Below are 13,439 nucleotides of genomic sequence, written 5' to 3'. Positions count from 1 at the left end.
GTCTTACCTACAGCCTTGCTGATTATTGCTTGTTTGCGAAACGATTAGGAATCGCGGAATCTAAATAGCCATCCCCATTGCTCTGACCATTTCCTTTTACATCAGCAGTGGAATGATAGTTATTATTGGTCGGTTCATCTGAAATTTCTATAGGTGCTGGTCTTGATTGTGAAGCAGTGCGCTGTCCAAGCATAAAAGCACCAGCTGTAATTACCCCTCCTACAGGCAAAACCCACCACCAGGGTAGGCTAGCAACATTAAGGTTAGTGGATGTTGCCTCATGATTATGTTCTTCTTGCTCATGTTCATGGTGATCAGCTTTAGAGCCACCCCTTAAGGATTGGGCATACAACATCACCCCCCCTTGAGCCACAATCTGGTCACCTTCAAATAAACCATTCTTGACTTCCACCAAATCCCCAAAAGTTGAACCAAGAGCAAGTTCTACAGGTTCATAGAAGTTCTTACCATTTTCTACATAAATCAGTTGTTTACCATTAGCATCCACCAAAGCATCTTGAGGAATCGCTAAAGTAGCTACATTGGTTTTATCAGTGAAAATCTTTAATTGAGCAAACATTCCTGGTTTTAGTTGCCCTCCAGGATTATCCAACCTTACCCTCACTGGCACTACTCGTGTCTGACCTGCTACTATCGGGTCGATTTGGGTAACTTGACCTGTAAAAGTCTGATTAGGCAGACTAGAAACTTCTAATCTGACCTTCTGACCTATTTTTACCTTGTATAAGTCTTTTTCATAAATATTAGCAGTTGCCCAGACTTGATTATTGTTAACAATCGTCATCAGTTGCCCACCTGCGTCTTCAAAGGATTCACCCAAGGTTACTTGCCATTGCGCTACTGTACCGGAAATTGGAGCAAGCACCGTTACCCTTCCTTGGTTATTAGCAGAATTACTAAGTTGTTGCAGTCGGGTTTTGTAGGTAGTATCGCTCAGTTGAACCCGAGATTTGGCAGCCTTAACCGCTGTTTGAGCCCGTTTTAGTTCCGCTTCTGCTTCCAGAACTTCCCGACGGCTAAATGCTCTTTTCAGTAACGTTTTAGCCTCTGCTAGTTTAGTTTTCGACTCTAGCATCTGACGTCGAGCCAGAGCACCTTCGATTGCTAATGCTAGGTCTTTATCGTACTCTTCTTGGGCTACTGCTAGCTGAGTTTCAGCTTCATCGATTTCAGCAGCAGCAATTTGACGCTGACGTTCTAAATTTTCCCGAGCTAGTTCCAGATTTGCCTCAGCTTCTCCCAATGTTGCCTTAGCTTCAGTCAGTCTGTCGAGAGACTCAACCCGCAATTCAATTAACTCCAAGCTAGAGATGACAGCAACCGCTTGACCTTTTTTGACCCTCTGACCTGGTTTGACCAAAAGTTTAGCAACTGTACCGGGAATCGGCGCTGTTACTTGCGCCTGTTGGTTGGGCTGGGTTTCAATTTGCCCAGTGGTTTTAATACCAATATCCAAAAACTGCCTAGAGACGGATTGGAGTTTAATCCCAATTTGACTAGCGGTGGTGGCATCTACCTCAATTCCTTCCGGATTGCTGGTGGCTTCGGTTCCGCTTTGGAACTCATTACCATGCCCGGCATGGGCGAAAACAGCAACTGGTGCGATCGCTATCAGCAGCAAAAAAGTAAACGTTGAAGCCAGGATTGTTTCTGTCTTATGCATAATTTTGGATCAGTGCTTTTTATGCTCAGCAGAGGGTGCAAGTAGTCACCATAGCCTCCACCCAGACACCTAACGTGGCTGGATGGTCATTTGCTGTCGTATTGATTCAGTATCACAAGCAAATATGAAATCAGGATGAAATGTTAGGTATCAATGAAATTATTTTTGTTAGGACTTTGGTAAGCCTTCAGCTTCTGAGAGTAGGAAATTGATTTGTTAAAATTTGTTAATTACTGTCACAATTTCATTCTATTTTTTAGAATTTATGCTTTATAATTTATGTATAAATTGTTATAATTTTTGAGGCCATATTATATAATTGCTACTCGCTAATCCCTGCTCCGAAGTTATCTTTGCTATTAGATAAATTGGCTATAGGTTTGTGCAGCTTTAAGCCAATTTATCCTCTGTAAAGTTACACCCTGCCCCGCTTTCTTTCCCGCATATCGCTACTATAGACAAAGTATCCAGCGGGAAAAGACAGATGAGAGTACTGCTAGTTGAAGATGAGCCAGATTTGGGTGCTGCAATTAAGCGAGCGTTGAATATAGAGAAGTACGTGGTGGACTTGGTTGTTAACGGCACTGACGCTTGGGGTTATTTAAACAACCACGAAACCCAATATACCCTAGCTATCTTCGACTGGTTGCTGCCAGGGCTATCGGGACTAGAGTTACTGCGTCAGTTACGCTATCGTAATAATCCCTTACCTATTTTGATGCTAACGGCAAAAGACCGCTTGGAAGATAGAGTGATGGGTTTGGATACGGGAGCCGATGACTATTTAGTCAAACCCTTCCGAATGGCAGAGTTGCTAGCAAGAGTTAGAGCCTTGCACCGGCGAACACCGGTACTCCAGCCCCAACAACTTCAGGTGGGTGAGCTTATTTTAGACTATGGTAACCGAACGGTTTATCGTCTTGCTGCTAACAGTGAGAAACTCGAGATTCCACTAACAAATAAAGAATTCCAGCTCTTAGAGTATTTCATGAAGCATCCCAATCAGGTGATGACCACCAACCAAATTCGCAATCAGCTTTGGGAAGTTAGTGCAGAACCGATTAGTAACGTAGTGGCGGCTCAAATGCGCTTGCTACGTCGGAAACTCGAATCAATCAACTCCAGCATTCCCATTGAAACTGTGCATGGTTTGGGGTATTGTCTCAATTTGAAAAAATAATGAATCGAAATAAGCTATTTAACCAGACTCGTGGGAAATTAGCACTTTCCTATGCCATCGTCATGGGGTTTATTTTGAGCCTGTTGGGATTTGGTGTTTACAGAGCGATCGTTCATACCCATTTAGTCACTTCAGACCGGGAGTTAAAATCCGTTGCGGGGACACTCCATGATAGTCTCGAATGGAAGCTCAAGGAACCGGGACAGGTAGAGCCGATAATTGGGGAACTTTTACCGAATCTGTGTATCGTTGGAGTGAACTGTTCTAAACCACTGGTGAGTTCCCAACGCCACATCCTCAGTGCTCTTAGCCAAGGTCACTACTACATCCGCCTATTTGATACCTCAGGACGTTTAATTGCCGTTGCAGGAAGTTACCCAGAGGGATTACCCCACGTGTTTAATCAAGCACCTTGGCAAACCATTTCCGATGGTAAGGGCAACTCCTATCACCAAATTTCTCTATCGCTACATACTCAAGATCAGCGGGATTGGGGGTATTTGCAGGTGGGGCACTCTCTACAAGACCTCAACGACTACCTCAATACGGTAAAATTAATCTTGGCATTAGGGCTGCCAATGGCCATGATCTTAGTCGGCAGTGGCAGTTGGTGGTTAGCAGGGTTGGCAATGGAACCTATTTACCAATCCTACAGACAGATTCAACAGTTTACCGCCGATGCTGCCCACGAGCTACGGACACCGATAGCGGCTACACTGGCAACTGTTGAATCGGGGCTTTTGATGCCTAGCTTGGATCAACAAGAAGCACGAAACATTCTGGAAATTGTTGAACGTCAAAATCAGCGGCTGAGTCAGTTAGTTGCCGATTTGTTGTTGTTGTCTCGCTTAGATAGACAACCTTCTGTGGCTCACCAGACATGCTGTCTCAATGACCTGGTTAGCGATTTAGTTGAGGAATTAGCAGCCTTGGCAATCGCTTCCGAAATTACACTGACATCTTCGGTGCGAGTGCAAACTCCTCTGGAAGTTGTGGGTGATTCTGAGCAGCTTTATCGCCTAGTTTCTAATTTAATTATTAATGGTATCCAATACACCCCTGTGGGTGGTAAAGTAACTGTTATTTTAGACAAGAGCGACCAACACGCGGTGATCCAGGTAGAAGATACGGGGATTGGTATTGCCCAAGAAGACCAAGGGCGAATTTTTGATCGCTTTTATCGGGTAAATTGCGATCGCTCTCGTCACACAGGAGGTTCCGGATTAGGACTGGCAATTGCTAATGCGATCGCTCAAGCACACCACGGTAGCTTACAAGTATACAGCGAACGAGGTGTTGGTAGTAGGTTTACTCTTCGATTACCCAAGGCAGTTAATTCCTTTGATCAGGAACACTTTAGCGCTCAAGTTTTTTTTCAGTCCAATTCCTAAGTTATGACAAGTTTAGCTAAAGGCTGAAGTATGAAAGATAAAGGAAGAAAGTCCAGTAGGGTGCCTTAGGGGCGCTCACCCTCATTTTCCGCCTCAACGCCCGGGTTAGGTTGCTGCCCGATTGTAACGGGCAAGATGCCCGTTCCACCCACCGGGTCAAACAGCATGCATTGAGATGCACCCAACGCATCTTATATAGCACTACGTATTAAGGTTAGGACATTGATACAAGCTGAAACGCTCTTTTAGTGAACTTTTGCCTCTTGCCTCTTGCCTCTTGCCTTGCGCGTAGCGCTATATCATTGCGTGTCGCTTCTTGCTTCAATTATTACCTCTCCTGGTTTTTGCTCACACAGTGTATCACCCTTAGCTTGTCCTAATTGATCGTACTTAGATTGCTCAGGAAATACTCTGATTTCAACGATATTCTTTCGCTCAGATTTGCTCCAGCTTCTCTTACCTGTAAGCCCAAGGCAGACAGGTTGACCAGATTTTTCCAATTCTTTTAATACTCCCTGAAAATCCGAGGAATTTTTCTTTGCACCTTCATCTATATTGATCAAGGAGAAATGGTGAGTATTTGCTTGTCTGTCAGTCCAAACTTCATAGGTTCCTGCCTTTTTATAATTTTCATAAAAATTGGTATCGGTATTTATAATTTTAGTAGCAACCCACTCTTGGGAAACGGGATTTATTTCTGGCTTCGGTAGAAGAAAATCGTTCACTAAATAGAATACTGTAATTAGTGAACTCAAAATACTAATACTACTAATAAATATTTGCAAATTGGGTCTATTTAAAGTTATATTCATTTTTATTATTATTATTTTTTATAGTTTTCATAATTATTATTTGTTATATTTTTATTATAACAATATTTTTTAATCATTAAAATTGCTCTATATTCCTACAATGACGTATAGGCAAATAATCCCGATATTCTACAAGTGATAGATAAAATAATTACAATCCTTGACATGTAAAAGCAGCCCAGTAGAATGGGTGTGCAAAAGGTTTGTCACTACCTTGAACTTGATTAAACCATTGCGACCAAAGTTTCCTTAACTTGTGATCAAAAGGTAACTGCCTCTGCTCAATCCACTCCTCCAGTTCGTAGAGAGTGGTATCTCGGAGCCAAAGTTGAGCTTGGCTGAGTGCTATATTGGCTGATGTTTTATGTTTGAGATTTTCATAAAACTTGATCATCAGAAATGTTGTGGGAAGGTCATTCACTGCCCAGAGACTGCTAACGACATTGGAACTTCCTGCATAGAGAAAGCCACTGGGTAAACTTGTGTACTCGTCACTGAGACTAGTAATGTCTGTCAATCCTGTCTCACAAGCTGAGAGAGTAACCAAGCGGCATTTTGGTAAGTTAAATTCAAATATTTCCCCCAAAGTTAAGTGTTCATCATTTGCTAATCTAAGCCCTGATTCTAGAGGTGAAGCTAAGTTGAAGTAACCATGGCAAGAGAAGTGAACACAGTTAGCATTCTGTAGAGCATTTTCCTGATTCAATGCCTCTTTAGTAGCAGCTTTAGTAGCAGCTTGTTTAGCCAAGATATAAGCATGGTCAAAGTAGGAACTAATAGCGGTTACTTCAAGGTCAGTGAAGTCTAGGTCATCAGTGGGATTTTGGACAGTGAACAGACGATCAAAATTATGCTGTTGAGGTGAGGTATGTGTTGCCTCTACAGTTTGCAATAGCTTGCAGCTGGGAGCATAACTTACTCCACCAGGGTAGAGGTCTAACAGGCAATTTTGACGTTTTTGCTCAACAATGTCATCTTTTGCCAGAGGCAATTCTCTTTTGGTATTTTCTTCCCTAAGCTGAGTAGATATTGCCAGAGATTCTCCGAGAGTCAAATTATTAAGTAATTCAGTAGCGCTATTCTGACTGTTGACTTTTGCATTTTGACCTGCTATCTCTAGGGCGTGGAGGGGAAACATATGGAGAAAGCGATGGGGGATTAAAATCAGTCTCTCGCAGTCTATGGGAATGAGAGAGAGTAAATGGTTGAGGTTTAGAAGATCAGCAAGTTGCCGTAAACGATCATCTAATTCATGTCGCCATTTTTGCCTATTATCATAGTAGGAACTGAGATAGCTACTAGTCCAATCTAACAAGGTTTGTAGGTCTTCTGGGGAGGCTTGCCAGACCATGGGCATATGGCTGCTGGATGTGATAATGAAAGTTAAAAATGTCTCGCTTGTGACATACCACTCAATCAGAGCAGTTTGCTGATCGGGCAGCAATTGCTGAATCTGTTTAAAGGAGATTGGTTCAACTTTTTGAGTAAAGTTAAAGGCAGGATCGATGGGGTGAATATCGTGCTTGATTAACTGATCTAGTTGTCTGATCAGTTGCTCTAATTTAATGCGGTTTTGCTTTATATCAATAGAGGGATCAAAACTACCATCTGTAGATCTAATGCTTTCTTCGATCTTAAGCCTACGCTGTTCCCCGACAATTTCCCGGCGCAGGCGATCTAGCTCTTTGAGGACAGTTTTGGGAATGTTGCCTTTGGGGTAAAGGTTTTTAGTGACCAGTATTTCCACAAGGTTACGAGCTTTGCTGCGCTCGACGTATTCAAGAGCCCGGTCAAACTGTTCGCTATTGATGCAGGCTTGCACCATGTTGCCGTAAACATCTATCGCTGCTGAGAGAATCTCTTCACGCCTTGCCTCAGTACTAGCCCAGGTACGGCTTTGCTCGACCGCTTCAATAGCAATATCATACCCTTCAATGGCTTCTGTCCAGAAGCCAGCAGCAAAAGCTGTATCGCCTAAATTCCGTCCAACCCTAAGGCAGTCTACTGGAAAAGCTGTAGGGAAAAAAACCTCTAAAGCATTTTTATAGCAAGTAAGTGCCTTGGCAATCTGTCCCAACTCGCGATAAGCAGTAGCTAAATTACTCTGAGTCCTAGCCCATTGTTCTGGGAATGCCTCGCGGGTGTAAACCTGTAAGGCACTTTGGCTGCAGGCAATAGCAAGTTCAAGATTGTCAGCTCTGTTTCCACGAATGCGATCGCTATAGGCAATGGCCAGATTACTTTGAGTAGCAGCCCAATCAATTGGAAAAGCCTCTCTAGTGCGGACTTCCAAAGCACTATAGTAAGCCTGAATCGACATTTCCAGGTTTGTTGCTTTGTCACCTCGAATACGCTCCCGGTAAGCAACTGCTAGGTTGTTTTGGGTCATTGCCCAAGCCTGGGGAAATGCTAAACGAGTATAAACCTCTAGAGCATTTTGATAGCAGGCAATGGCAAGTTCAAGATTGTCAGCTCTGTTTCCACGAATGCGATCGCTATAGGCAGTTGCCAGATTACTTTTAGTCGCAGCCCAATCCATCGGAAAAGCCTCTCTAGTGCGGACTTCCAAAGCACGATGGTAGGCTTGGAGTGCTATTTCCAGGTTATCAGCTTGATCACCGCGAATGCGTTTGCTGTAGACCGCACCTAAGTTATTGTTGATTGTAGACCACTGTTGAGGAAATGCCTCGCGAGTATAAACCCGCAAAGCATTTTGATAGCAACCAATGGCTTGTTCCAAATTGTCAGTCCTTTCTTTGTAAATGCGATCACTATAGGCATTTGCTAAATTGTTTTGAGTAGCAGCCCATAGCTGTGGAAATTCATTACAGGTGTATACTCGTAAAGCATTTTGATAGCAAGCAATGGCTTGCTCCAGATTCTCAGCTCTATTTCCCAAAATCCGGTCTTTATATCCATTGCCCAGATTATTTTGGATTATGCCCCACTCCTCTGGAAAGGCTTCGCGGGTGAAGGTCGTTAATCCAATTTCAAATCCAGTGATTGCAATCTCCAGATTGATTGCTCTACTCCCTAGCGGAAACTGTTTAATCAAGTTACTGAAATCACTAACTATAACGGCGATATTTTGTGCCTGGTCTGGCTGGTTTTCCGATAGTATTCCCTCAAACCAGACTCTCAAAATTTGAGTTAAGTTATCATCTAGTTTGTCCAGATTTGCTTGTAGTAATGGATAGACCACCTGATGATTACCCTGGCTCTCCGCAGTCGCCTGTAATACCTCCATCAAAAACTCAACATAGACTTCAGAAATAGACAATGCTGCTGAGTTACTTTTTTTATTTGTCTGACTTTTAAACTGCTCTAATCCTCCCAGCGCTTCAGCTAATTGCTCTGCTAGGTTTTGCAACCAATCAGCCGCTGTACGATCACCCTGTTCTGCAAGTGTTTCGGACACTATTACCATTGTGAGTATCAATTTTTTATCTATCAACTCTTGATTAGCTCTCAAAATTTCTGATTCTTTACCACTAGAGCAGGTAAGTAAAGCATTGATTAATTTTAAATAAGCTTTACTAGATTGTTCATCCATAATTTAATTACTGGGTCTGAGTCACATTTATCAGTCACTGACAAGACCAGGTAGTATGTGCTTTCAAGGATTAATAATCCCCCGTTAGAACCACCATGCAATCTGCCAGGGGAACTATCAAAGTCATTCCATTCCTCTACTGTCAGGTTGGGCTGATTTGCCCCTTTGATTTAGTCATGACTGCAAGTACTCCCTGATTTTGGGTGCAAATTCTCGAAGGCAACGGTCGTGAAATTTAGCAGTTGCTTTCAGTTTAGTACCTAAGTAGTATGCAATTTCTTGCCACTCATAACCATCAACCCTCAGTAGTGCAATTGCTCGAAAATTTGCTTTGGGAAGCTTCCGCATATGGCTGCACATGAAAAGTCCTTCTGGATCTTCCCTGATACAATCCACAATCTGTTCGGAAAGCAGAGGAGCTGTTTCAGAAGGGAGGATATCTAACAACACACAAGACTCGTCAGTGTTACCAGACTCAGAATTGGTAATTGGTGTATAGATAGAAACTGTTTTGACCCATTTCTTTGTTCCCTGCTTGACAAAGGAATAGTTGCCGAGGTGATCGTTTGTAGTCTGGTTAACTATGTGAGTTTTGAGAGATCTCACATAACGTGTTACACTTCCTTTGTTGGGGTCAATTTCCCTATTCTGAATCTTCCTAGTAAGTCTCAGACTAATTTCTTGTGTGGTTACTTCAGTAACCTCTTGGTAAATCTCCCTTGGTAAGGGTAATTCATGGTTTTTTGGAGACACTTTAAGCCAACCAGGTTGGGAAATGTCTGAAATCAGCTTTCTCAGAGCACGATTCTGCTCAAAGCTCCTAGAAGGTAGGTTCTGAGCTTTCAGACCTTGAGCATTTATGTTATCATCGGTTGTAGATTCAGTGATATCCTTATTTTCCTCAGAGGATGCTGGCTTTTTCTTTTCATTCATAGAGGAATGTCCTTAAATCAGCTGTTTTGCTCTCTGGACAGCGGTTGTCAGCTAAAACTCATATATGAAGTTCCGTACCACAACCCGCTTAGCTACTTGTATCGAAAAAATCCTGAAGTTCTACAAACGAGCAAAATTTTTTTATTTTACTCAAATACCATTTTTATAATTCAGCTAGGGAAAGGTAATTTTTAGGGATAAGTTGCTTTAACAGTTGCAAAGTGAGATATTGTGTAGAACCGCTAAATATAGCGCTATATTTATTGGGAATAAAATTTATAACTATTGAAGGCTTCACCTAAAGGCTGAAGTATGAAAGATAAAGGATGAAAGTGACATCTTGAGGGATGAATACATATAGATCAAAATATACCAGTTGTTGAACAACCGATAAGTTGAACTATTTCATCCTTCATCATTAATACCTAATACTTCATCCTTTATCCTTCATACTTAATACTTCTATTTTAAAATACTGCGCAGCATCCAAGCCGTTTTCTCGTGTATGCTCATCCGTTGGGTCAACAGGTCAGCTGTGGACTCATCGTTAGCACGTTCAGCGGCTGGGAAAACAGACCGTGCAGTTCTTACCACTGCCTCATTGCCTTCCACTAGCAAGCGCACCATTTCCTCAGCCTCCGGAACATCGCTGGTTTCTGGAATGGAGGATAATTCCGCATACTGACTGTAGCTACCAGGAGCAGGATAGCCTAGGGTACGAATCCGCTCTGCTACCGCATCCACTGCTAAAGCCAACTCATTGTACTGTTGCTCAAACATCAGGTGTAGGGAGTTGAACATTGGTCCGGTAACATTCCAGTGGAAGGCATGAGTCTTCAGGTATAGGGTATAAGTGTCCGCTAGCAGACGAGACAGTCCCTCAGCAATCTCTTTGCGGTCTTGTTCATTGATACCAATATTGACAGGTACAATCGTTGCCATAGTATTCTCCTCAAGGTTCCTAGCAAAAACTAGTGGTGACCGTAAGCTTTAAACACCTTAACTTTAAGCAATTAGGGTTTACTTGGGAATTCACCCAAGGTATGAACCTATTTTTGTCCCAAAATTGCTAATTTTCAGGCTAAATGCCGTTTTAAGACCGACCGAGGAGCGCGACGAACGCGGCATTTAATGGTTTTTTTTCCTAAACGCTGGTGTGCTTCGTAACGGTGGCAACCGGAAAAACCATAGTATTGCCCATCTACTTCTAACACATCAATGGGTTCGCGCAAACCCTCTTTGGCAATTGATTCCATTAGCGCCGCCACCTTGTTTGGATCATTTTGTCGTGGTAGGGGACGGCGGATTTGTTCTAGGGGAATTTCTTTGATGTATACCATAGTGCTAATAATTTGTCAATTTAGTTTTGATGGTAATAGGGTTGGGGATTAGGCGTTAGGGGTTGGGTTAATGGTTTTTGTACTTAATGTAAGCTTGCCTAATCTAAGCATTCTTAATCCCTAATACCAGGATTCCCGTAGGGACTAGGGTCGGGTAAAATAGGAAAAATTAACCAAGGGCTAATGAATCAAGCCAGTTTTAATCCAAATGAGATTACTGTGCCCAATGGCTGCTTCTTTGGCTTGCCCTATTCGGTTGAAGAGGCTTCAATCGTTTTCCTGCCTGTTCCTTGGGACGTGACCACATCTTACCGAGAGGGCGCAGCAAACGGTCCCCAAGCAATAATAGAAGCTTCGGTACAGTTAGATTGGTACGACTTTGATGTACCCCAAGCTTGGGAAACCAGGTGCGGGACTATACCGATTAACTCAGCTCTCCTTGACCAAAATCGTGCCATGAGGTTGATAGCTAAAGGGATTATTCAGTATTTAGAAGCTGGTGGCAATGTGGATGATGATGCGATCGCAAAACAGTTAGCCATCGTTAATACTGCCTGTGCTGGACTCAACAACTGGGTTTACACTCAAGCACTCGAACTGCTGGAGCAAGGCAAGCTGGTTGCCATCGTCGGTGGAGATCACAGTGTTCCTCTTGGGTTAATGCAAGCCCTAACACAGCAACACGAGGAATACGGCATTTTACAAATTGATGCCCATGCCGATCTCCGGCAAGCCTATGAAGGGTTTACTTACTCCCATGCCTCGATCATGTACAATGCCCTGACCCTACCTCAGATTAATCGTTTAGTTCAGGTTGGCATCCGAGATGTTTGTGAAGAGGAAATGTCTTGGGCTCATAGCGATCACCGGATTGTAGTGTTTGATGACTGGCAGCTCAAAGCTAACACTTACGAAGGTATAACCTGGGCAGCCCAGTGCCAGGAAATTATTGCTAATTTACCGAATAAAGTTTATATTAGCTTTGACATTGACGGATTAAACCCCTCTTATTGTCCCAATACAGGTACTCCTGTACCGGGAGGATTGGAATATAACGAGGCAATTTATTTAGTGCGATCGCTAGTCAAAGCTGGAAAAACTATTATTGGTTTTGATCTGTGCGAAGTTGCTCCCGGAGACTCTGGGGATGAGTGGGATGGCAATGTTGGGGCTAGAATTTTGTACAAGCTTGCCTGTTTGACTAGGTATAGGAATAGTTTATAGCAGTTCTCAATTGGGTCAGGTAAAAAGTTCTAGGTTTTAGGGAGTAGGGAGTAGGGAGTAGGGAGTAGTGATGCATCGCTCTTTCCTAAAGTTCCCTGTTCCGAGATCCGCTGTTACCATAAATCCTAATTCACCTGACTGCTGTAGCCTGGGTAGCCAAATGTGCCTTTTTCAACTGCTCCAGTAAAGCTTTCCGTTGGTCATAGAGGCGTTTTAGAGGACGAGGCGCTACCTTAGCTAGGCAGTAAGCTGTCAGTAGGGGCATAGCAATGGTCGAGTCGCAATAAACCACTACTGTTTCTGATAACTTCTGTGGATCAAGCTTGCACCAAGAGACCGCCTCTGATGGGGTTGCTCCTGACAAACCCCCTGTGTCTGGACGGGCATCAGTTACCTGAAGATAGTAATCATGCCCCTTCTCATCAATACCCAAGACTTCTTGAAGATACGGTTCCGTCTGCAAGATGAAATTTTTCGGCGAGCCACCTCCCAAGATCCAAATCCCACTGGCTCCGCCATTGTTTTTAGCTGCCAGCACAATTGCTGCCGTTTCATTCACATCCAAGGACACATCAATGATTGGTCCGGTTTCCTGCAACCCTAGCGCTGCTAAATTCATCCCAATCGAACTATCTCCAGGACTGGAGGTATAGATGGGGACTCCTAATCGATAAGCTGCCGCCAGCAGGGATTGGTTTTCCAGTGCCAATGTCTGCTCCCGTGCAGCAATGTACTTACCGCAGAGGTAGTGAAACTCTGCCGTTCCCATTCGACCCTTAAACTCAGGCTGTTCAATGATCTGACGAAAGAACTTATCCGTTGATAGCAGCACGTCATAATCGAAGAAAATGTCATAGATCCGGACAACTCCTTCTTTCTGCAATACCACATCACTAATATCGTGCCGCCCTTGATGGAGTTCCAATCCGATCCCAAAGTGAGCGTCGTGGTAGAGATTGGCTCCCGTAGATACTATCCAATCGACAAACCCTGCCTCCATCAGTGGAATCACTGCAGCCATTCCTAACCCTGCGGGGGTTAATGCTCCTGTCAAACTTAAACCCACCGTTACGTTGGGCTGCAACATCCGCTCTACCAATAATTGGCAGGCTTCTCGTAACCGACCGGAATTGTAGGCTAGAAACGTCTGGTCAATCAACTCTGTGATTGGGATTCCTGCGGTAATCGGATTCGGAGCGATTTTACGCCCTTGCAAAAACCGATTTTCTTTGGTGGGCATGTTAGTTAAATCACTGGGGAAAACTTGCGCTTAACGACCGTTATAACTTATTGATCAACATTCTGTAATGTCAAGGTTCATG

At 43.4% G+C, this 13,439-nt stretch carries 10 protein-coding genes; 3 read left to right on the top strand and 7 right to left on the bottom strand.

Annotated elements, in window-relative coordinates; all coding sequences use genetic code 11:
- Window positions 1-22: 22 nt before the first annotated feature.
- On the bottom strand, window positions 23-1,684 hold the full coding sequence (locus F6J90_RS04300) for an efflux RND transporter periplasmic adaptor subunit (RefSeq protein WP_293091244.1): 1,662 nt from the start codon (window positions 1,682-1,684) through the stop codon (window positions 23-25).
- Between the two features lie 484 nt (window positions 1,685-2,168).
- Here F6J90_RS04300 and rppA point away from each other — a divergent pair, with 484 nt between their 5' ends.
- Window positions 2,169-2,864: a two-component system response regulator RppA gene (rppA, locus tag F6J90_RS04295; RefSeq protein ID WP_293091243.1), complete on the top strand. Its 696-nt coding sequence runs from the start codon at window positions 2,169-2,171 to the stop codon at window positions 2,862-2,864.
- Entirely contained in the window at window positions 2,864-4,255 is a 1,392-nt protein-coding gene (rppB, locus tag F6J90_RS04290; RefSeq protein WP_293091242.1) for a two-component system sensor histidine kinase RppB, read from the top strand. Before rppA ends, rppB begins: the two co-directional genes overlap by 1 nt.
- Before the next feature lie 299 nt (window positions 4,256-4,554).
- Here rppB and F6J90_RS04285 read toward each other — a convergent pair whose 3' ends face one another.
- The 5 genes from F6J90_RS04285 to F6J90_RS04265 all read right to left on the bottom strand — a co-directional run bounded on the left by F6J90_RS04285 (window position 4,555) and on the right by F6J90_RS04265 (window position 10,893).
- Window positions 4,555-5,067: a hypothetical protein gene (locus F6J90_RS04285; RefSeq protein WP_293091241.1), complete on the bottom strand. Its 513-nt coding sequence runs from the start codon at window positions 5,065-5,067 to the stop codon at window positions 4,555-4,557.
- A gap of 151 nt (window positions 5,068-5,218) precedes the next feature.
- Window positions 5,219-8,620, bottom strand: coding sequence for a CHAT domain-containing tetratricopeptide repeat protein (locus tag F6J90_RS04280; protein WP_293091240.1), 3,402 nt, complete (start codon window positions 8,618-8,620; stop codon window positions 5,219-5,221).
- A gap of 174 nt (window positions 8,621-8,794) precedes the next feature.
- The gene (locus tag F6J90_RS04275) at window positions 8,795-9,553 is read right to left on the bottom strand and encodes a hypothetical protein (protein WP_293091239.1); all 759 of its coding nucleotides are present in this window, start codon (window positions 9,551-9,553) and stop codon (window positions 8,795-8,797) included.
- A 462-nt stretch (window positions 9,554-10,015) separates the two neighbouring features.
- Window positions 10,016-10,495: a Dps family protein gene (locus F6J90_RS04270; RefSeq protein ID WP_293091238.1), complete on the bottom strand. Its 480-nt coding sequence runs from the start codon at window positions 10,493-10,495 to the stop codon at window positions 10,016-10,018.
- 134 nt (window positions 10,496-10,629) lie between these two features.
- Window positions 10,630-10,893, bottom strand: a complete 264-nt coding sequence (locus tag F6J90_RS04265) for a sulfiredoxin (protein WP_293047613.1) — start codon at window positions 10,891-10,893, stop codon at window positions 10,630-10,632.
- Window positions 10,894-11,076: 183 nt separating this feature from the next.
- On the opposite strand from F6J90_RS04265, the gene F6J90_RS04260 reads away from it, so the two are divergent.
- Window positions 11,077-12,117 (top strand): agmatinase family protein, encoded by a 1,041-nt coding sequence (locus F6J90_RS04260; RefSeq protein WP_293091237.1) that lies wholly within the window; start codon window positions 11,077-11,079, stop codon window positions 12,115-12,117.
- Between the two features lie 130 nt (window positions 12,118-12,247).
- On the opposite strand, the gene speY is transcribed toward F6J90_RS04260, so the two are convergent.
- Window positions 12,248-13,357, bottom strand: a complete 1,110-nt coding sequence (gene speY / locus F6J90_RS04255; RefSeq protein WP_293091236.1) for a deoxyhypusine synthase — start codon at window positions 13,355-13,357, stop codon at window positions 12,248-12,250.
- Window positions 13,358-13,439: the final 82 nt, after the last annotated feature.

The organism is Moorena sp. SIOASIH (genome assembly GCF_010671925.1).
Taxonomy (GTDB): Bacteria; Cyanobacteriota; Cyanobacteriia; order Cyanobacteriales; family Coleofasciculaceae; genus Moorena.
The sequence above is the reverse complement of the archived record's forward strand: the minus strand, read 5'-3'. Positions and strand labels throughout refer to the sequence as shown.

Coding starts and splice junctions, on each gene's coding strand:
- rppB (WP_293091242.1), top strand. CDS start 2,864: ATGAATCGAAATAAGCTATTTAACCAGACTCGTGGGAAATTAGCACTT.
- F6J90_RS04285 (WP_293091241.1), bottom strand. CDS start 5,067: ATGAATATAACTTTAAATAGACCCAATTTGCAAATATTTATTAGTAGT.
- F6J90_RS04300 (WP_293091244.1), bottom strand. CDS start 1,684: ATGCATAAGACAGAAACAATCCTGGCTTCAACGTTTACTTTTTTGCTG.
- speY (WP_293091236.1), bottom strand. CDS start 13,357: ATGCCCACCAAAGAAAATCGGTTTTTGCAAGGGCGTAAAATCGCTCCG.
- F6J90_RS04265 (WP_293047613.1), bottom strand. CDS start 10,893: ATGGTATACATCAAAGAAATTCCCCTAGAACAAATCCGCCGTCCCCTA.
- rppA (WP_293091243.1), top strand. CDS start 2,169: ATGAGAGTACTGCTAGTTGAAGATGAGCCAGATTTGGGTGCTGCAATT.
- F6J90_RS04275 (WP_293091239.1), bottom strand. CDS start 9,553: ATGAATGAAAAGAAAAAGCCAGCATCCTCTGAGGAAAATAAGGATATC.
- F6J90_RS04260 (WP_293091237.1), top strand. CDS start 11,077: ATGAATCAAGCCAGTTTTAATCCAAATGAGATTACTGTGCCCAATGGC.
- F6J90_RS04280 (WP_293091240.1), bottom strand. CDS start 8,620: ATGGATGAACAATCTAGTAAAGCTTATTTAAAATTAATCAATGCTTTA.
- F6J90_RS04270 (WP_293091238.1), bottom strand. CDS start 10,495: ATGGCAACGATTGTACCTGTCAATATTGGTATCAATGAACAAGACCGC.